The following is a 20,085-nucleotide window of genomic DNA, read 5'->3' on the forward strand; positions in this document are numbered from 1 at the left end:
AGTCAAACCTTCCTTTCATTACTGTGTGAGACTTGATACTTTCGCTTCTCGGCAGACCCCGAAGGATCCGCCTCGCATCGCGCATCAAGCGCCCACACTTATCGGCTGTTAATTTTTAAAGATCGGTTACGCATTCACCACCGAACCGCCACCACCGCAATTGCCAACCTCACAACCACCCGGCACCGCTTCGTTCTGCGTCGCTGCATCAGCAGCAGAGAAACGAGATTATGAAGAACTTTCGCTACGTCGTCAACAGGTTTTTCCAACTTGCCTAACCCGCCCACTTCGCTGAAAGCCTTGCCACTACTGGCTCTCCCGCCTCCCGCACTCCGTTGTCCGAAGCACGAAAGAGCGAGATTCTAGCGAGACAGACTCCGCCTTGCAAGCGTTATTTTGATCTGCATGGATTGCGCCAGAAACGGCAAGAGGATCGCGACAAAGTCAGAGAATCAGCAAGCGCGAAACAGACAGAAACAGCCTGATCCAAACATCTCTCCGAAGGCCAACCGACAGCCAATCAGGCAGCCGCGTGCTTAAGCATCACCCTCTCGACAACGCCCAGATAGTGCTCGATATCCGGCGTCGCGCGGTTCTCTTCTTTGGCGAGATCGTCCCACCTGCGCAGGCGCAATGCATCTTCCGCGTAGGGCTTCTGCAGAAACGCGTCCGCTTCCTCCTTGCGGAAAATGCCGCCCTGCAGTTCCAGACTCCTCACCGAATCGGCGGAAAGCCGGCCGAAATACGTGTCGTCGATCGCGCACAGGCAGCGCTTCGCGTCGACGTGCAGGCGTATCGGCTCCAGCACCGCGTCCGACAACACCGGCCGTAGAAACGGCAGCGCGAAATACTGATGCAGATCGTCGATACCCCGCTCCGTCGGCGTCTCACCCTGCAGATTGAGCAGGTGCCCGAGGTCGTGCAGAAACGCCGCGGCGACCAGGTCGTCGTCAGCGCCAGCCTCTTGCGCCAGTAAGCCGCTCTGCAGTGCATGTTCCAGTTGCGTGACCGGCTCGCCGCTATAAGCCATCTTGCCGTATTGCTCGAACAGGGAACGGATGTCCTTCACACTCAATGCCACGTTATCACTCCCACGGTAATGAAAAAGTCTTCAGATTGGTGAAGCTCTTCATGGCTTCCTGAACACCTTCCTTATAGCCAAGTCCGGAGTCCTTGATGCCGCCGAACGGCGTCAACTCGATCCGGTAGCCGGGCACTTCCCACACATTGACCGTCCCCACGCGCAATTCGTTGATGAAACGCGTGATCGCATCCTGCCGGTTCGTGCACACACCTGACGACAACCCGAACGCCGTGCCGTTGCTGATGCGGATGGCGTCGTCGAGCGTGTCGAAGGTGATGATCGGCGACACGGGGCCGAAGGTTTCCTCCCGCACCAGCGTCATCGACGGATCGACGCCGTCCAGCACCGTCGGCGCATACAACGCGCCGTTGCGCTGATTGCCGGTCAGGAGACGCGCCCCGCTCGCCACCGCCTCGTTCACGCGCGCTTCGAAAAGCTGCGCCGCGGCAACATCGATCACAGTGCCCATCTGACTGGATGCATCGAACGGGTCGCCGAAACTCCAGGCGCGCGTCTTCTCGACGACCAGATCGGTGAAATCCGCGGCCACGCTCTTTTGCACCAGCATCCGCTTGACCGCGGTGCAGCGCTGCCCGGAGTTCTTATAGGAGCCCTGCACGGCAAGCGTCGCCGCACGTTCGAGATCGGCGTCGTCGAGCACGATCAGCGGATCGTTGCCGCCCAACTCCAGCACCACACGCCGGTACGCCGCTCTCGCCGCAATGTATTTGCCGATCGCCACGCCGCCCGTGAACGTGACGAGTTCCGCCAACGGATGCGTGATCAGTTCATCGGCGATTTCTCGCGGATCGCCAGTCAGCACCTGCAGCATCGGCGCGGGCAAGCCGGCTTCGTACAGAATATCGGCGAGATAGAGCGCCGACAGCGGCACCTTTTCCGACGGCTTCAGCACCACCCGATTATTGGTCGCGATAGCCGGCGCGATCTTGTGCGCAACCTGGTTCATCGGATGGTTGAACGGCGTAATCGCCACGATCACACCCGCCAGCGGCTCGCGCTGCGAAAACACACGGCGTTTCTTGCCGTGCGGCGTCAGATCGCAGGAAAAGCTCTGCCCGTCGTCACGCACTGCCTCGATCGAAGCAAACTTCAACACGTCCGCCACGCGGCCGATCTCGTAACGTGAATCCTGCTTCGACAAGCCCGACTCGCGCGAAATCAGATCCGACGCCTCTTCAGTCCGCTCGCGTATCAGCGCCGCCGCCCGCTCCAGAATCTGCGAGCGTTCGTAACGCGTGAGCTGTGCCTGATAGGCTGCCGCGTACTCGAACGCAGCACGCACGTCGTCGACACTCGCCAACGGCACCGTGCCCACGCGCGTTCCCGTATACGGATCGAACACGTCGAGCGTGCGCGAGCGCGTCACGCGCTCGCCTTTGAGCCGCAGCGCTTCCGCCCGAAAAGCCGGATGGTCCCGCAGCGTGGCGTTCATGATGCCGACACGCGATTCAAGGCGATGTCGAAGATATCGAAGTTGCGCAGTCTCCTGCCGCCGCTGCCGCCGCTGGACGGCAACGCTTCGACACGCCGGTTGAACAGCAGCGGCACTTCCTGTTCGGAAACACCGCCATGCGAGCGCAACGGTACGGTCAACCCGGAAAGATCATGCTCATCGCGCCGTGTGCCGAGCACCACATGCTTCGTGCTGACCACGACGATATCGCCGACGCGATCGCTCGGCAGTTCGAAGCGTTCGCACGCCGCACTGTTATCGAGCACGGTTTCGATCCCCTGCAAGCCGCCGATCCGTTCGATCACCTGCGCGACGCTGACGTCGCGCGGCAGATAGATCGTCGCGAACGAGCCGAGCGCGCCGTGATGCACCACGTAAGGATCCGTGATCGGCAGAATGACGCGCGCACGGCCGGCACCGAGCCACTCGTCCAGCACGTCCTGCAGATAGATCACATTCGGCTCGCCGGTCTGCGGATCGTGCTTCGCGTTCATGCCGTGATCGGCGGTCAGGCCGATCACCCAGCCGAGCGCGTCGAGCTTCGCGAGGTAGCTGTCCACCATCGCGTAGAACGCGTTGGCGCCCTCGGTGCCCGGCGCGAATTTGTGCTGGATGTAATCGGTGGTCGACAGATACATCAGGTCGAGCTTGCGGGTTTGCGCGAGCCGCACGCCGGCGGCGAACACGAATTCGGACAACCCCGCGCTATACACATCGGGCACCGGCAAGCCGACCAGATCGAGTACTTCGCCAATGCCGTTTTCTTCGAGCTTCACCTTGTCGGCTTTTTCCGCCGAGAAGCAGATGCCCTTCAACTGCCAGCCGAGCAGCCGGCGCAGTTTGTCTTTCGCCGTGACCACGGCCACCGCGGCGCCCGCTTCGGCGGCGGCGGCCAGCAAGGTGCCCGCGCGCAAATAGGCGGGATCGTTCATCATCACTTCCGCGCCCTCGCCGCCGTTCGCGTGCGGATCCCAGAAGTAATTGCCGCAGATGCCGTGCACCGAAGGCGGCACGCCGCACACGATCGAGAGATTGTTCGGGTTGGTGAACGACGGAATCACGCAGTCGCCCTTGAAGGCGCTGCCGCCCTTGAGCATCTTGCCGATGAACGGCGCGACGCCCGCCGCGACCGCGGCTTCGAGATAGTCGAATTCGCAGCCGTCGACGCACACCACGACTGTCGGTTGCGAAGGTAGCCGGTAGCTGCGGCCGTTGACTTCGATCGTGCGTCCGCTCGTGCTCGTGCTCGTATTTGCCATCGTCGCCTTCCATGCGTGCCGGGCACGCGTGTTGTAGTCAGTCCGTTGCCACTACCTCAACCGTTCGATGCCGGCGGCATGCGCACCATGCCCAACGGCCCGGCCGGTTCGCACGCCGCATGAGCGCGCTGCAAGCCGCCGTTCACATGCGCATGCATCAGCGCCGCGGCACGCCCGGCGTCACGCGAAGCGAGCGCCGTGAGAATCGCGCGATGCTCGGCCAGCGAGCGCTCCATCGCATCGGCATGTACCACCAGCGCGGCACGTCGAAACAGGCTCAACTCGCACACCAGCCTGCGGTACGTCTCATACAGCTTCAGATTGCCCGACGCCGCCACGAGCGCGTCGTGAAACGCCACGTTGGCGCGCGCGTAGGCGTCGTGGTCCCGCGCGTCGCGCGCCGCGCGCATGGCGTCGAGCCAATCGCGCAATACCGCGAGCTTGCCGGCATCGATACTCGCCGCCAGCATCCTGCACGCCGCCTCTTCGAGCACCGCACGCACCGCGTAAATCTCGTCCGCTTCCGCCAGCGAGACCGTCCGCACGAATACGCCGCGATTCTTCTCGGTACGCACGAGGCCGGCCTGCTCCAGCGCGCGAAACGCCTCGCGCACCGGACCGCGCGACACTTGCAGACGCGTGGCCCAGTCGGCTTCGTTGAGCTTGTCGCCGGGCGCGAGCGCCCCCTCGATGATGTGCCGTTCGATTTCGTCGCGAACCAGCGTCGTCAGCGAATGCCTGCGCACAACCTCAATCGGATCGACAGAAGCAGTTTGCATATATTCGGTCATTTTGACAAATTTTGCCACATCGATATGTGTAGACGCGCCGTCATGGCACGCCTGCACATGCATCAGAAGTTGCTCGTCAGTCCGCCCGACGGCGCGGCACGCGCGCCGCGATCAGCAGCAGCGCAGCCAGCGAGACCAGCAGAAGAATCAGCGACAGCGCGGAAGCCGGCAGGTAATAGCCGCGTTCCACCTGACCGACGACCACGATCGGCACCGTCGCGAAGCCCGGCGGATACACGGTCAGCGTGGCGCCGAGTTCGCCGAGCGAGAGCGCGAACCCCAGCGCGAGACTCGCGCGGATCGCCGGCACCAGTTGCGGCAGCACGACGCGGCGCAACACCATCGAAGGCGGCGCGCCGAGACTCGCCGCCGCTTCGCGCAGAATCGTGAGCTCCGGGCGCAACGCGGCGGCGGCGCACCGGTAGCAGAACGGCAACACGAGCGCGAGCTGCACGAACACGACGATCGCCGCGGAGCTCGACAGATCGAGCGGACGCTTGTGATACGCGATCAGCACCGCGAGCCCGAGCACCACGCTCGGCACGCCGTTGGGCATCATCGCAATGGTGTCGACGAAGGCGCCGAGGCCGCGGCGGTCGCGCCCTTCGAGCGCCAGCGCGAGCCACAGGCCGAGAATCGTGCCGAGCACGGCGACGCCCATGCCGATTTCGAGGCTGGTGGTGAGCGCGTCGAAGTCGCTCGAGCCGAGGCGCTCGAACCAGCGCGTGCTGAAGCCGTCGGGCAGGATCGTGCCGGACCAGTGCGCGGCCACGCTCGAGAGCGCGACGACCAGCACCGGCAACACGAACAGCCAGAAGCACAACAGCGCGGCAAAACCGAGAAACAGGCCGCCGAGCATGCGTACCGGCAGACTGCGGCGCACCGGTCGCGCTTTCTTATGCATGACCGGCAAGACGGTCGGATCGAGTTCAACGGCCATGACCCGCTCCTTTTACCTTGCGACGGTTGACCTGGCGGTACAACGCATACAGCGACAAAGACATGATCAGCATCACGACCGCGCCGGCGGCGGCGGTCGGCAGATCGAGATCGACGGTGGCGGAGCTGTAGATCGCCACCGGCAGCGTGATCAGATGCGCGCTGCCGAGCACGAGCAGAATGCCGAACTCGTTGAGCGTCAGCAGAAAGCACAGGATGGTGCCGGCGGCGATGCCCGGCCACGCGAGCGGCAGGATCACCCTGGCCGCGACCATCCAGCCGCTCGCGCCGAGGCTGCGGGCGGCTTCGATCAGACGCATATCGAGCGTGGCGAACGAAGCCAGCGTGGGACGCACTACGAACGGCGCGTAGAACACCACCTCCGCGAGAATCACGCCGCCTACGCCGAACAGGAAATCGAGCGGCGGCGCCTGCAGATGAAAGAGCCGCTGCAAGCCGATGCTGACCGAACCCTGCGAGCCGTACAGAAAGATCAGCGTGAAGGCGACCAGAAACGACGGGAACGCGACGAACAGTTCGAGAAAGCGCGTGATCATGCGCGCGCCGGGGAACGGCTTGAAGAACAGCATCGACGCGAGCGCGACGCCGAGCAGCGACGCGAGCCCGGCACTGGCGAACAGGATCCACAGCGTGGTGCCGATCACGCCACTCGTTTCGGGATTGCTGAAGAACGCCGAATAAGCCTGCAGGCTCAAGCCATGCGGGCCGGTCAGACTGAGCAGCACCAGACGCACGAGCGGATAGATGACCAGCGGCCCGAGCACCACCACGGCGATGAACAGCAGGTGCCATTGCGCAGCGCGTTCGCGGCGCTTCACCGCGGCCGTATGTGAGGCGGCGCTGGCGCTGCGGCGCGCGTCGGCGGCGGCTGTGCCGAGCGGGTTCGGCGTATCAGGGGTTGATAAGGACGACATCGTCAGCCTCGTAACGCAGGGAAACACGCGCGCCCTTCTCCGGCATCATGCCGTGGCCGCGCTGCATGGTGACGAGCACCGGCTCGTTGGGCATCGCGTCCAGTACGACGGAAACCGACAACACCGCGCCATACCATTCGACCGAGGCGATCGCGCCGTGCAAGTGCCCTTCGCCGAGCGGCACGATACGCAGCGCCTCAGGACGCAGGCAGGCCACGCGTTCGCGCTCGTTGTGGCGTACGTCGCTCATGCTGAACGCCACCTGCGGCGGCAGCAGATTGGCCGCGCCCAGATAACGCGCGACAAAACCGTCGGCGGGCGTGTCGTACAACTGCTGCGGCGTGCCGAGTTGCGCGATGCGGCCTTCGCGCATCAGCAGCGTGCGGTCGGATAGCACCAGGGCGTCGTCCTGATCGTGCGTCACGCAGACAATCGTCAGATTCGGCAGACGCTCATGCAGCGCCTTCAGCTCGGAACGCACCGACGCGCGCAGATTGGCGTCGAGTGCGGAAAGCGGTTCGTCGAGCAGCAGTACGTCGGGCTCGATCACGAGCGCGCGAGCGAGCGCCACGCGCTGCTGCATGCCGCCCGACAGCTGCGCGGGCATCACGTGACCGGCCTCGCCCAGTTGCACCAGCTTCAATGCATCGGCCACACGCCGGGCGATATCTTTGGACGGCGTGCGGCGCGCGCGCAAGCCGAAGGCCACGTTCTCGAACACCGACAGATGCGGGAACAGCGCATAACTCTGGAACAGCAGGCCGAGATTGCGCTTGTGCGGCGGCACGTGGGTGAGATCGTGACCGGCCACGGTCAGCGTGCCGGACAGGCCGTCCGCCTCGATAAACCCGGCGATGAAGCGCAACAGGGTGGTCTTGCCGCAACCGCTGCGGCCGAGCACGGTAAGCAGTTCGCCGCGCTGGATGGTCAGCGACAGATCGTCGAGCACCGTGCGCGAACCGAAACGCACGGTCAGATGGTCGATCTGCACGCCGCCCGGCGTAGTCGAACTCGCGGCATCGAGCGCGTCCGGGGCGGCGCCGAGCGCGCCTGGTTGAGCAAGACTGGCGGTATTCACCGGGTTCATCCTCCAACTGGATTAATACAGATGCAGCGCCTCGGGATTCCCGCGAGCGCCGCCTGATTCTGTGACGTCACCCGGTTACGTGACCGGGTGACGCCGATGACGCTACGAACAACCGCTTACTTCGGCTTGACCACTTCGATCTGCTTGCCCGATGAACCGATCACGTCGTTCTTCCAGCGCGCGGTCCAGTCGGCCTTCTTCGCCATCACCTGATTCCAGTCCACCGGAATCAGCTTCACGCCGGCGATGGCCTGCTTGACGGCTTCACCGTTCTTGCCGGCGAGCGGCACGTCGGTACGGCCCGGAATACCGAAGATGTCCGGCACCTTGGCCTGCACTTCCGTCGACATCAGGTAGTCGATCAGCTTCTTGCCTTCCGCCTGGTTCGGACCGTTCTTGATCAGGCCGATCGCGTACGGCAACTGGAACGTGGTCGGCTGGCCGCCGGGCGCGGCCGCGAGGAACACCGGCTTGAGCGACAGGCCGCCGTTGGCGGCGTCGTCCAGATCCATTTGCAGATCGCCGTTGGCGACCGCGATTTCGTTACGCGAAAGCAGCACGTCGAGATAGCCCGTGCCCTTGGTGTGGAACTTGGCGCTGCTTTCGAGCTTCTTCAGATAGTCGAACGCCTTGTCTTCGCCCATCAGCGACGAGGTCAGGATGATCACCGCCATGCCGTCGCCCGCCGTGGCCGGGTTCGAGTAGGCGATCTTGCCGCTGAAGTCCGGATGCAGCAGATCCGCGAAGGTCTTCGGCTGGGTCTTGGTGACTTCCGGGTTGATCGCGAACGAGAAGTAGTTGTTCACGAAAGTCGCCCATGCCCCGTTCGACGCTTTGGCAATCGCCGGCACGTTCTTGTAGTTGGCGCTCTGATAAGCCTGCAGCAGGCCGCTCTGGTCGGCTTGCTGGATGAACGGCGGCAGCGTGACGAGCACGTCGGCCTTCGGCTGATCCTTTTCGATGGTGGCGCGGTTCACCACTTCGCCGCTACCCGCCGTGACGATGTTGACCTTCACGCCTTCCTTCTTTTCGAAGGCCGGCAGCACGTCCTTATAAAGGTTTTCGAGGCCGTCGGCGGTGTACAGCACCACGGCGTCGGCCGCGTGCGCCTGCATTGCCGTGGCGCCGAATGCCGCTGCGGCGACCAGCGCCGGCAGCAGCTTGCGTGCGAGACCCGCCTTGGCGTGAAGGGAATTCGTCTTTGTCATGTCGCTTTCTCCGAAAGGCAAAAAACCAGACGGTCGGGATATCCCGATACCTGTTGTGATTGAACGGCGGTAGCGCCGCGCCGCTTACGTGTTGCCCGCATCAAGCTGTGTGCAGATTCATGCGGATTGCAGATTGCCAACAACTTTGTTCCCACCTTTCCAGCCCGACTTACAGCCCACCTACGACACTCGCGCTGCCAGCCATGCCTGAAAGGGCACGGCAAGGATCACAGGTTTGCATGACAACGCCATGACGATTCTGCTGAATTCCAAAAAATGACACAATTCGCCAATAATATCCAAATGAATCTTTTCGTCGCCCGGTCCGGGCGGCGCCTGTTTCGGATGATGACGGAGGCTTGTGTGATCCTTGGAAACGACCCGATCCTGTTGACCCCAGGCCCGCTCACCACTTCCTCGCGGACGCGCGAAGCAATGCTGCGCGACTGGGGTTCGTGGGATGCCGCGTTCAACCGCATGACCCACAGCGTATGCGCCGACCTCCTGAAGATCGTACATGGGGAAAACAACTATGTATGCGTCCCGCTTCAAGGCAGCGGAACCTTCGCGGTCGAAGCGGCCCTCGGCACGCTGGTGCCGCGCCAGGGCTGCGTGCTGGTTCCGAACAACGGCGCGTATTGTGCCCGGCTGATCGGAATATTGCAGCGGATGGGCATCGCTTATATCGAATTGGCGCTGCGCGAGGACGAACCGGTCAGCGCCGCCGCCATTGAAGACGCCTTCAACCGCGACTCGCGCATCAGCCACGTCGCGCAAGTGCATCTGGAAACGAGCGCCGGCCTGCTCAATCCGCTCGACGATATCGCCGCGGTATGTCAGCGGCACGGCAAAAGCCTGATCGTGGATGCGATGAGTTCGTTCGGCGCGTTGCCTATCGACCTGCGGCGCGGCGGCATCGACGCGTTGATCTCGGCGAGCGGCAAGTGTCTCGAAGGCGTGCCGGGCATGGGATTCGTGATTGTGCGGCGCAGCGTGCTGGAGGACAGCGAAGGCCGTTCGCCTTCGCTCGTGCTGGATCTGCACGACCAATACGTCTACATGCAGAAGACGACGCAGTGGCGCTTCACGCCGCCAACTCACGTGGTGGCTGCGTTGCGCGAGGCGCTCAACCAGTTCGGCGCCGAGGGCGGCCAGCTGGCGCGCGGTGCGCGTTACGCGCGCAACTGCGCGGCGCTGGTCGGCGCCATGAAAGCGCTCGGTTTCGAGCCGTTTCTGAAGCCCGAAGTGCAGGCGCCCGTGATCGTCACCTTCCACGCGCCGCGCGACCCCGCGTGGCATTTCGCGGCCTTCTACGCGGCAGTCCGCGAGGCCGGTTACGTGCTGTATCCGGGCAAGCTCACTCAAGTGGAAACGTTCCGCGTGGGTTGCATCGGCGCGATCGACGCGAACGAACTGCTCAACGCGGTGGCCGCGATCGGCCGCGCGCTCGAACGGCTCGGCATCCGGGTGAAGTAGAGGGAACAGCCGCGGCGCTCAGGCGATCAGGATTTCCGGACCATGCGCCGTGATCGCCTTGCCGAGAGCGCGCTCCGGCGCCAGCTCGGTCACCAGATAACGCGCCGACTCGATACCGTTGATGCGCACCGGCGTCACGCGGCCGAACTTCGAATGATCGGCGACGACCACCACCATGTCGGCAGCGGCGATCATGCGGCTGCGCACCTCGGCGGCCATGCGGCTGTAGTCGGTCAGATAGCCGTCCGGCGAGATCCCGCCCGCGCCGATGAAGGCAAAATCCGCGTGGTACTGCGTCAGTTGATGGACGGTATCGAGCCCGAAGGTGGCGTCTTCGATATCCGACAGCTCGCCGCCCAGCAGCGTGACGCGGTTGTCGTTGCGGCGGCCTAGCAGCAGCGCGATCCGCCAGTCGTTCGTGTACACGGCCAAACGATGCCGGTCGAGCAACGCCCGCGCCACCGCTTGCGTGGTACTGCCCGAATCGATGATCAGCGACGCGCCGTCCGGCACGAACTCCGCCGCGCGCTCGCCGATGGCGCGCTTCGCACCGGCATTCGCGGCTTCACGGGTATCGAGGTCGGGCTCGCGCCGGTCGCTCGACAGCGCGCCGCCGTGAGTGGTGACCAGCAGGCCGCGCCCGGCCAGCGCGTTCAGGTCACGGCGAATGGTCTCGCGCGACACGTTCAGTTCGCGCACCAGCTCCGCGACCGAGAGCGCGCCGGTTTTGGCGACTTGCGCCAGGATGTATTGGTGACGTTGTTCTGCGAGCATCGATGAAAGGCCGGAAGCCGGCACGCTTGGGTTTCGCCACGGTTGGAGAAGGCCGGCGTATTGTATTACGCGTCGCGCGCCGATGCTCCTCCCGGCGCGCTTACCTGCTAACCTGAACGCCCAGGCCGCGCGCGAATGTCCCTCGATAGCTGTGGACGCCACGCGGCCGGCAAACCGAACTACCAATGCCGCCACTGTTTCGCCGTCTACTGCTGCTGTTCCACGCGCTGCGTTACGGGGCGCGCCTCGTCTGGCTTGCCGCGCCGGCAGATCACAAACTGCACTGGACAATCGAGCTGGCCGGCCGCCTGCACGCGGCGGGGCGCAGCGGCCAGAGCCTGAGCCGCGTGCTGCCGGCACTCGGGCCGCTGGCGGGACGATTCGCGCAAACCCTGGCCGAACGGCCCGAACTCGCGAGCGGCACCCTGCACGACGCGATCGACGCAATCGATCACATGGAAGCGCCGCTGCCGCCGCACGAGTCCGAACAGGCGCTCGCGCGCGCGTTCGGCAGGCCGCTCGCCACGCTGTTCAGCGCCGTGGATCTGGTGCCGGTGCGTGGCGGCTTCGCCGAACAGACGCATCTTGCACGGCTGGTGGCGCCGGTGAACGGCCACTACGAAGTGGCGATCAAGCTGGTGCGCGCCGACCAGTTGCAGCAGATCGGCGACGAACTCGCGCTGCTGCGCTGGGTCGCGCGCTGGCTGGAGAACCTTTCCGGCACCGCGCGCCGCCTGCACCTGCGTGCGCAGGCGCAGAGCTTCACGGACGACATCCTGCGCCGCTTCGATCTGCGAGCCGAAGCGGCCAATCTGAGCCAGACCGGCCATCATTTCGACGGCGACGCGCGCATCGTCGTGCCGGACGTGATCTGGGATCTCTGCACCAGCCACACGCTGACGATGCAACGCGTCAGCACCTTGCCGGCGAGCGACCTGACCGGTCTGCATGCGCATCACATCAAACTCGCGCCGCTCGCCGCGCATATCGTCGAAGTGGTCGCCGAGCAGGCGTTCGAGCATGGCTTCTTTCACGCTACGCTCGACGCGCGCCGCGTGCGGGTGAGCGTCGAACCGGACACGCTGGGGCGGCTCGTCCTGGCGGAATTTTCGATCATGTCGAGCCTCTCGACGGACGAACGCGAGTTCTTCGTGCACGGCGCGAGCGCGCTGTTCGACCAGGACTACGCGCGGCTCGCCGACATGCATCGCGATGCCGGGCACGTGCCGCAGGATACGCGCGCCGAGATGCTCGAAGCCGAGTTGCGCACGCGCGCCGAAGCGCATTTCGCCGCCGAGCCGGCAAACCGTTCGGCGGGTCCGCTGTTTCATCACCTGCTGCACGCGGTGCAGCCGTTCGAAGGCGCGGTGCCCGCGCGGCTCGCGACCGCGCAGCGCTCGTTTCAGCAAGCCGAAATGCTAGCGCGCGCGCTGCATCCCGGCGTCGATACGTGGAATATCACGCGCGGCGTGCTGGCGGATATCGCACGGCGCGACATCGATCACCGCGGCTGGATCAAGCGGATTACCCACGAGTTGCCGCACCTCGCGCATATGCTGCCGCGCATGCCGCAACTCGCGGTGCGCTATCTGCAGCATGAGCATGATCGCGCGCGCACGCCGCAGCAGAATGCGCGGCTCGTGGCGGAAATCGGCCGGGAGTACCGGCGCACGCGCGTGCTGCTGTGGGCGTGCGCGGTGTGCGGCGGCGCGCTCGGCGCAGGGACTGTGCTGCTGATATGGTGACGGCGGTATCGCGCCGTTCGAGCCACCCCGCACCGATCCGCCTCGCCGGTTGCAGCTTCGAACAAGACGCGCATGGCACCGTTCCGACAAGATGGCGGCTTTGCACACCGCTTTTCACACCTTTTCGCACCTTTTCGCACCAGCCATTTTTCCCGATGCTCGCTTCTTTCATCGCCGCCGTCTTCGTCGTGTCGTGGTCGACCGGTTTCGTGGTCGCCCGCGCGATCACGCCTTACGCTGATCCCAATCTCTTCCTGCTCGCGCGCTTCGGCGGCGCGGCGCTGATCTTCGCGCTGGCCGCGCTGGCTGCACGCGCCGCCTGGCCGGGCGGCCGCGACATCGGCAAACATCTGCTGGCGGGCGCGCTGTTGCAAGGCGTGTATCTCGGCGCCGGCTACTGGGCCGTCGCCCAAGGCCAGAGCGCGGGCGTGATGGCGCTGCTCGGCGCGCTTCAACCGCTGGCGACGGCCGCCGTCGCGGCGCCGCTCTTCGGCGAAAGGCTGTCGCGGCGCGGCTGGACCGGCATGGCGCTCGGTCTCTCCGGCGTCGTGCTCGTGCTCGAACCGAAGCTGGCGTCGAGCGCGGCACCGACACCGCACGGCAACGCGCCCGGCTGGCTGGTCGTGCTGATCTCCATCGCCGCGGTCGGCGCGATTACAGCGGGCACGCTGTTTCAGAAAACTTCGCTTGCCAGGGCCGACATTCGCAGCGCGAGCGCGGTGCAGAACTTCGGCGCGGCGCTCGTCGCGGGCGTGTTCGTGCTGGCGCTCGGCGAGCACCGCTGGATTGCGTCGCCTACGTTGTGGGCGTCGCTCGCGTGGGGGATCGTGATGCTCTCCGGCATCAGCGTCACGTTGCTCGTGTGGATGGTCAGACGCGGCGACGCGGCGCGTGCGACCGCGTTGATGTTTCTCGCTCCGCCGCTCGCCGCGCTCGAAGGTTATGCGGGCTTCGGCGAGACGCTGCTGCCGGTGCAGATCGCCGGCTTTGCCGTAGCGCTGATCGGCGTATTGCTGACGCGCTCACGCTGAATCGCGCGGCCGCGAATCAGTCCGCCGGAATCAGTCCGCCGTGTCCGCGCCGGCCGGCACATTCGCGCGCGCCTTGCTGCCGGGCGCGGGCGCCCACGCGGGGCGGCTCTTGCGCTCCGAATCCACCACGACGATGTAACGCCCGGCCCACGGCGTCACCTGGCGATCGCTCTTCAACACCCACAGCGATTTACCGGATTCGACGAGCGCCGCATATTCGGCGTCGAGAATGCCGTAGTGATCGAGAAACGTATTGAGCGATGCGGGAATCCGCACGCAGCCCTTCGAATGACGGATGCCGAGCAGCGGTTCGAGCCGGTCGGGGTCGGTGGCATGCATCTGGAAGCGCATCTGCGACATACCGCCTTTGCCCCAGCCGCGCTCGCCCTGCGCCCAGCCGAGGTCGAAGATCCGCATGTCGCGCTTGCCGTAGCCGCGAATATGGTTTTCGTTCTGCGTGCCTTCCGAGCGGAAATCCATGTTGGCGGGGGTATGCTCGAACACACCGAGCGGCGTGACGAAGTGGTCGTACTCGCCCGGCCGTCCAGTCGAAACCGGCGACGCGCCGATCATCTGCCAGGTGTCGGCCGGCGTGGCGCGAAAGTAGATGAAGAGCGCCTGCACGTTGGCGTTGCGATCGACCAGCACCACATACTCGCCCGACAGGTCGCCCAGCATGTGCGCGCCGAGCGCAGCTTGCAACCGGTCGGCATAGGCTCGCTGATCCGCCGCCGGCACTTTCAGCTTGCGTGTGACGCTCTGCGCGAACACGTCCCGCAGCATGAACGCGCGACGCGGGTCGACCACGCCGGCGGCATCGGGCGCGGCGACAGCGGACGCATTAACGAGCGCCGACGGACGACTCGCCGCGCCCGGCGCCGAGGCTGCAACGGGTGCCGAGGCTGCGATCGCCACGCCGCAGGACAACGCACAAAAAACGGCGCCCAATGCAAACCGTAACGCCCCCGCCAGACGGCGGAAAGAAGGCAATGCGCGCGCGCTGCTCCGCACAGAAGGTCGATACGACATACACGAAACATCGCGCGCATGATCCACCGACGCGAAGCTCACACGGTCCAGTGCAGGCTGGCCAGGCCAGTTGGGGTAGTTCATCGCGTAGTTGAGCAAAACCTGATTATTATTGTCTGCTCGCCGGCTTATGCGGCGCTCTCGGAACGAGGATGTTACTAAGCACATTGCGATCTGTCGATAAAGATTCGACGACTCAGCCATATAGCCGTAATAATCGGGCATATTTGCCGGACAAAGCAGCGAATTAAAAGCGCCGCAAAGGCAAATTAAAGCCGATTAGCAGCGATAAACCGCGAAGAACGGATGTGTCACGGCGCATAAACAGGAACTGCCTCATCACAAGCAGCGCGCTGCTTCGCCTGATCCGGCTGTTGCGCGCGCAACGTTTAACCGTTCGACCTGTGCGCGAGCGCGCAAGGAGCAAAGAGAATCATGACGCCACACGATCCAGTCGCATGCCAGGCGCGCATCTCTGAAGAAATGCATATCGGCCCCACGTTCGACGCGGAATATGAAATCGAGCGCCGGCTTGCTTTTCTCGCGAATTACCTGCGCAGCAACGGCCTGAAAACGTATGTGCTCGGGATTAGCGGCGGCGTGGATTCGACCACTGCCGGCCGGCTTGCGCAACTCGCGGTCGAGCGGTTGCGTGCCGAACATTACGAAGCGCAATTCATCGCAATACGTCTGCCTTACGGTGAACAGAAAGACGAAGCCGACGCGCAACAGGCATTGCGCTTTATTCGCGCGGACCACAATCTCGCCATCGACATCAAACCCGCGGCCGATGCCATGCTCGCCGCGCTGGATAAGAGCGGCGTGCTATTCAACGACGAATCGCAACAGGATTTCGTGCACGGCAATATCAAGGCGCGCCAGCGCATGATCGCGCAATACGCGGTGGCCAGTGCGCGGGCCGGCGTGGTGATCGGCACGGATCACGCGGCCGAGTCGGTGATGGGCTTCTTCACGAAGTTCGGCGACGGCGGTGCCGATGTGCTGCCGCTCGCCGGACTCAACAAGCGTCGCGTGCGCGCGGTGGCCAAGGCGCTCGGCGCACCGGAAGAGCTGGCGCACAAGGTTCCGACAGCCGACCTCGAAATGTTGCGTCCGCAACGGCCCGACGAGGATGCTTACGGCATTCCGTACGATGCTATCGATGACTTTCTGGAGGGCAAACCCGTGAGCGATGCGGCGCGCGCGACTATCTTGCGCTATTACGACGTCACGCGTCACAAGCGGGCGTTGCCGTACACGCCGTTCGATTGGCCGGTGCAGGCAAGCGAAGATTGAAAAAAGCGATGGGGGTTGCAGGCGATACGCCAATATGCCGGCGACGTTGCCTTACGAGCGCGTTGGCGCGTCTGCAATGCGGCCGCCGAGGCGCGCTCGTCGCGCGCCACATTTGGGTACGCGCGACCGCGCCTCTTCAGTGAGACGCTGGCGGTTCGTCGGTGAACAGGTCGGCGCTGGCCTCCAGCGTCAGGCCGCCCAACTGCTTGCCGTGAATCTGCCGCGCGATCACTTCGCCCACGTAGGGCACTTCGGCGTCCAGTTCGACCGTGGCGTAGGCGCCCGGCTTGCCGGCGTCGACCACCTCGATGTTTTTCGCGTAATGCCCGAGTTCGTGCTTGAGGAACTCCCGCACTTCCTGCTCGCTGCACGACTCCGCGATGTTGCGAACGATCAGGTTCATGCAGCCTACCCTCGGCGCGCGCTGCGCCCTGTGCCGCGATCAGCGGCCTGCACCCGCACCGGGCGCAATGCGGCACGCTGTTTTGCCTGCGCGGCGGCGAGTTGGCGGATCAATGCGGTGCCGGCGGCACCCAAGGCGGCCAATGACAAATAGAAGGCAACCATTTAATTCTCCCCTGCGAATTTCGTCCTGTTTTCAGGATAGCCACAATCGGCAGCAAAAGCGATGTGAGACGGCGGCGTCAAACTCAGATCTAAAACCGCCATTAATGCACTGTACCTGAATAAGCGGCGTCAAAAATAGCAATACAGCTGTTCATTTTCCGGTACTGGCCCGGCAAACGCGCCGAACGTGGTAAACGCTGAGCGCAAAAACCGGGCCGCGCTCACGCTTTGCTGCGGCATCCTACGGGGAACGTGCGCAAAAGGCGGGCTGATCGTCGTGATCAGTCCGCCGCTTGCACATTGGCCGAACTCACCCACCACGCGTTCTTGCCCTGCGGCAACTGAACCAGCACCGCGGACGGATCGTCGACGCCGTCGTCGGCTACTTCGCATACTGCGAGACCGTCAGGCAGGCGTTTCACCTCGCCGGCCGACTGGAACAGCGCGATACGTTGCGCGCTCAACGGTCGCAGCTGACGATACACGTCAAAGCTGATTGCCGCCGGCACGTCGCCGCGAATGTGCAGCGTGTCGGCCTCGCCGCAGCGCACCGGCTCCGCGGCGAACACGGCGGTGCTGCCGAACAGACAGCCCAAAGAAAGCGCCATGACGGCAAGACGTGAATGGATCATGATGATTCTCCGAAAACGGAATGGGGCCACGGCTTGCAACCGCAAGCCGTGCGAATGAACGAAAGCGTGCGACCCGGGCGAACCGGCCGCCCTAACCGGCCGCGCCCATCCTCATGGCGGATTGTCGTGTCCGCCGCTGCGGCCATTGTCGCCGCCGGTGGCGACGTCGAGCCGGCTGATGTCGCAAGACGTCTGACTGAAACCCGAGTAAACCACCGACCAGTTGCCGACAATCGCGGCCTGCGCTTCGGCGAGGCTCAATTTGCCTTCGCAAACGCAGCGCTTGAGCATGACCGCCGCGCGCGCCTTGCGGCGCTCGCCCTGCTGGCCCGCCCACGGCAGGAGATCGAGATTCGAAGGTGCGTCCGGCGAGCCGCCGAGCACGATCGGCACACGCCGGTCGAGCGCAAAGGCCACGCCGTTGTCCGCGTCGATGCCGCGCGCGGCAAGCAGGCGGTCTTTGCGCGCCATCAGTTCGTCGAACGGCGGCGCAACCGTGTCGGCATAGCCGGGGCGGCAAATCGTCTCGCCCACCGATTGCTGTGTGACACGTTCGTCGAGCATCCCGGCATCTTGCGCGCGGGCTTCGCCCATGCACAGCGCAAGCAATGCCGCAGAGCCGAGTGCGAGTCCGAGCGCAATGCGCGCGCCGCGCAGAGGACGCGCCACGCCGCGCCGACGGATGGGCGCCGGCGGAGCCGTTTCATATGTACTGCCGGTCGGGTCGCGGAAGTGGTGAGTGCGACGCCTGTCTGCAATGCCTGCGTTCATTCGTCGGCGCACCGGGAGCGGCACGCAATAGTTCAATTCGCAGACCAATTAAAACACATTCAATATGAATAAGTAACAACAGCAGGCCATTTCCGCAACCTGCGGGCGAACATTGCGGATTTCAGAAGCGGTCGAAACCGGCGACGCCACCACCGTGCCAGCACGCCCGCACCCCCAATCCGGATGCGCCGCCGGGCCAGAGCCGCCTGCCAATACCGCTGCGTTCGTCGCCCCGGGCGTGATGCCCACGACACGTCGCGCCTACGTCAATATGCCGCTACCTCGGCACCCGCGCCTGCAGCGCGCGGATACGCGTCAGCGCCTGCGTGTCGGACACCGTCGTGTCGTACATCTTCGCGAGGTCTGCCTTGAGTGCGGTGCGCGACCCGCCGTCGAGATAAACCATATGCCCCGACGGATAAAAGCGCGCCGACAGATTCTGCCGGACCTGCTGGCTCAGCAGCGGCATTTGCTGCAGATCGAGCACGGTCTGATAAAACGGCGTGACGTAGTCGAAGAAGCCGTTTGCCGACAGCACCTTCAGATCGGGATTGAGCGCCATCACCGCCGCCAGGTCGCCTGCCGTGTACAGGATGATGTTGCCCTTCGCGTCGACGCCCTTCTGCGCGCCCGTCGGGTCGATGTGGCCAAAGTCCCAGTACTGGAAGGCCTGATCGTTCAGGTCGGTGAAAGACGAATTCGACGTGTACTTCAACTGCTCGTTCAGATACACGTTCCACATCGTCGTATAGACGCCGGTGACCGCCGTCATGGTCGGGTCGTTGCCGCCCGAATTCGGGTCGATCTTGCCGGCAATGCCCGTGCCGATCGCCGTCACCCGGCCGTCATACTCGCCGAGCGCGAGACCTTTGGACTTCAGCAGCGTAGTCAGGAAGAGCGAATTACCCCGGCTGTCATACGACGCGATATCCAGACTCCAGGCAAGCAGGGTCGTTTTATCGATGCCGGTGTATTCGCTGAGTTTTTCGACCGTTGCCGAGTCCGTGGCCGGAAATTTGCGCAGCGCGGCCAGATAGTCGGTGCGCGCGAACTGCGCCACTTCTTCGGCGAACGTGCCGAGATCGGTCGGCCGCGGCGCGATGCCGAGCTTCTTGTGATACCAGGCGTCCGCGGCCGCCGTGGGCAGTGCGCCGACCGGGTTGCCGGACTGCGTGTAATCGAGAATCGACGATTGCAGCGTAATGCCGTTCAGATCGACGCCGTCTTCGTGCAAGCGGTACGCCAGCACGCAACTGCGCGCCGTGCCGTACGACTCGCCGAACAGGTACTTGGGCGAATTCCAGCGGTTATTCTTTGTCAGAAAGCGCTTGATGAACTGCTTGATCGAGTCGGCGTCCTGATCGACGCCCCAGAAGTCGCGGTTCTTCTTCGGGGCGATCGCCGCCGAGTAGCCGGTGCCGACCGGGTTGATGAAGACGAGATCGCTCTTGTCCAGCAGGCTGTCCGGATTGTCTTCCATCGAATACGGTGCGGGCGGCGTGAAGCTCGGCATCGACGTCTTGATGCGGCGCGGCGCGAACGAGCCCAGCAGCACGAACACCGACGACGACCCCGGCCCGCCGTTGTAGAAGAACGTTACCGGGCGGGCCTCCTCCTTCTGGCTGTCCTGCGTGAACGCCACATAGAACATCCGGGCTTCCGGCTGCGAACTGCTCGGATCGACGATGACGAGATGACCCGCTGTCGCCGTGTAGTTGATCTTGTGGCCGCCGATGGTCACGGAATGATGCGTGATCGCGGCAGTTTCGGTTGTATCGGTGACGGAATCGTCCGGCCCATTGCCGTAGGCGACCGGATCGAAGAACGGCTGATCGCCGGCTTTGTGCGGCGTGCTGGCGGCAGCCGGTGCGGCCGAAGCATGAGAATTGTGCGACGACTGCGGACTAACGGAAGCTGACTCGGTATTCGTCATGATCGCTCCATGGGTTCGTTCACGTCTTGTACGTCGCCCCCAAAGCGGACCTGC

General features: G+C 64.3%; 18 protein-coding genes. 4 read left to right on the top strand and 14 right to left on the bottom strand.

Annotation, left to right across the window (positions count from 1 at the left end; translation table 11 throughout):
• Positions 1-520: 520 nt before the first annotated feature.
• From NE850_RS04660 to phnS, 8 genes are all read right to left on the bottom strand, one after another.
• Positions 521-1,081, bottom strand: a complete 561-nt coding sequence (locus NE850_RS04660) for a phosphonate degradation HD-domain oxygenase (RefSeq protein WP_007176840.1) — start codon at positions 1,079-1,081, stop codon at positions 521-523.
• Positions 1,082-1,085: 4 nt separating this feature from the next.
• Positions 1,086-2,537, bottom strand: coding sequence for a phosphonoacetaldehyde dehydrogenase (gene phnY / locus NE850_RS04665; RefSeq protein WP_165188139.1), 1,452 nt, complete (start codon positions 2,535-2,537; stop codon positions 1,086-1,088).
• On the bottom strand, positions 2,534-3,817 hold the full coding sequence (phnA, locus tag NE850_RS04670) for a phosphonoacetate hydrolase (RefSeq protein WP_165188137.1): 1,284 nt from the start codon (positions 3,815-3,817) through the stop codon (positions 2,534-2,536). The genes phnY and phnA overlap by 4 nt, the downstream gene beginning before the upstream one ends.
• 56 nt (positions 3,818-3,873) lie before the next feature.
• Complete coding sequence (locus NE850_RS04675; RefSeq protein WP_035517128.1) at positions 3,874-4,608, bottom strand: phosphonate utilization associated transcriptional regulator; 735 nt, start codon at positions 4,606-4,608, stop codon at positions 3,874-3,876.
• Positions 4,609-4,684: 76 nt separating this feature from the next.
• Positions 4,685-5,548 (bottom strand): 2-aminoethylphosphonate ABC transport system, membrane component PhnV, encoded by an 864-nt coding sequence (gene phnV / locus NE850_RS04680; protein WP_007176836.1) that lies wholly within the window; start codon positions 5,546-5,548, stop codon positions 4,685-4,687.
• Positions 5,538-6,482 (bottom strand): 2-aminoethylphosphonate ABC transporter permease subunit, encoded by a 945-nt coding sequence (locus tag NE850_RS04685; RefSeq protein WP_007176835.1) that lies wholly within the window; start codon positions 6,480-6,482, stop codon positions 5,538-5,540. The genes phnV and NE850_RS04685 overlap by 11 nt, the downstream gene beginning before the upstream one ends.
• Positions 6,460-7,560, bottom strand: coding sequence for a 2-aminoethylphosphonate ABC transport system ATP-binding subunit PhnT (phnT, locus tag NE850_RS04690; RefSeq protein ID WP_007176834.1), 1,101 nt, complete (start codon positions 7,558-7,560; stop codon positions 6,460-6,462). Before phnT ends, NE850_RS04685 begins: the two co-directional genes overlap by 23 nt.
• Before the next feature lie 125 nt (positions 7,561-7,685).
• The gene (gene phnS / locus NE850_RS04695) at positions 7,686-8,777 is read right to left on the bottom strand and encodes a 2-aminoethylphosphonate ABC transporter substrate-binding protein (protein ID WP_007176833.1); all 1,092 of its coding nucleotides are present in this window, start codon (positions 8,775-8,777) and stop codon (positions 7,686-7,688) included.
• Between the two features lie 345 nt (positions 8,778-9,122).
• Between phnS and NE850_RS04700 the strand changes: the two genes are divergently transcribed.
• Positions 9,123-10,253, top strand: coding sequence for a 2-aminoethylphosphonate--pyruvate transaminase (locus NE850_RS04700; RefSeq protein WP_405044799.1), 1,131 nt, complete (start codon positions 9,123-9,125; stop codon positions 10,251-10,253).
• A gap of 18 nt (positions 10,254-10,271) precedes the next feature.
• Here NE850_RS04700 and NE850_RS04705 read toward each other — a convergent pair whose 3' ends face one another.
• Positions 10,272-11,027, bottom strand: coding sequence for a DeoR/GlpR family DNA-binding transcription regulator (locus NE850_RS04705; protein WP_007176831.1), 756 nt, complete (start codon positions 11,025-11,027; stop codon positions 10,272-10,274).
• Positions 11,028-11,212: 185 nt separating this feature from the next.
• Between NE850_RS04705 and NE850_RS04710 the strand changes: the two genes are divergently transcribed.
• Both NE850_RS04710 and NE850_RS04715 read left to right on the top strand, forming a co-directional pair.
• Positions 11,213-12,772, top strand: a complete 1,560-nt coding sequence (locus NE850_RS04710; RefSeq protein WP_310698492.1) for an AarF/UbiB family protein — start codon at positions 11,213-11,215, stop codon at positions 12,770-12,772.
• Positions 12,773-12,927: 155 nt separating this feature from the next.
• Positions 12,928-13,803, top strand: a complete 876-nt coding sequence (locus NE850_RS04715; protein ID WP_007176829.1) for a DMT family transporter — start codon at positions 12,928-12,930, stop codon at positions 13,801-13,803.
• Positions 13,804-13,833: 30 nt separating this feature from the next.
• Here the strand turns inward: NE850_RS04715 and NE850_RS04720 are convergent, their stop codons facing one another.
• Positions 13,834-14,832 (bottom strand): L,D-transpeptidase, encoded by a 999-nt coding sequence (locus tag NE850_RS04720; protein WP_084747721.1) that lies wholly within the window; start codon positions 14,830-14,832, stop codon positions 13,834-13,836.
• A gap of 435 nt (positions 14,833-15,267) precedes the next feature.
• On the opposite strand from NE850_RS04720, the gene nadE reads away from it, so the two are divergent.
• Entirely contained in the window at positions 15,268-16,128 is an 861-nt protein-coding gene (gene nadE / locus NE850_RS04725) for an ammonia-dependent NAD(+) synthetase (protein WP_007176827.1), read from the top strand.
• A 136-nt stretch (positions 16,129-16,264) separates the two neighbouring features.
• Here nadE and NE850_RS04730 read toward each other — a convergent pair whose 3' ends face one another.
• The 4 genes from NE850_RS04730 to NE850_RS04745 form a co-directional block, all read right to left on the bottom strand.
• Complete coding sequence (locus NE850_RS04730; RefSeq protein ID WP_007176826.1) at positions 16,265-16,531, bottom strand: RNA-binding protein; 267 nt, start codon at positions 16,529-16,531, stop codon at positions 16,265-16,267.
• Positions 16,532-16,976: 445 nt separating this feature from the next.
• Entirely contained in the window at positions 16,977-17,327 is a 351-nt protein-coding gene (locus NE850_RS04735) for a hypothetical protein (protein ID WP_007176824.1), read from the bottom strand.
• A 111-nt stretch (positions 17,328-17,438) separates the two neighbouring features.
• A complete protein-coding gene (locus NE850_RS04740; protein WP_007176823.1) occupies positions 17,439-18,098 on the bottom strand; it encodes a hypothetical protein in 660 nt (219 codons plus the stop codon).
• 277 nt (positions 18,099-18,375) lie between these two features.
• Positions 18,376-20,031 (bottom strand): S10 family peptidase, encoded by a 1,656-nt coding sequence (locus NE850_RS04745; protein ID WP_007176822.1) that lies wholly within the window; start codon positions 20,029-20,031, stop codon positions 18,376-18,378.
• Positions 20,032-20,085 lie beyond the last annotated feature (54 nt).

Origin of the sequence: Paraburkholderia sp. USG1 (assembly GCF_031570135.1) — a bacterium.
GTDB lineage: Bacteria > Pseudomonadota > Gammaproteobacteria > Burkholderiales > Burkholderiaceae > Paraburkholderia > Paraburkholderia dioscoreae.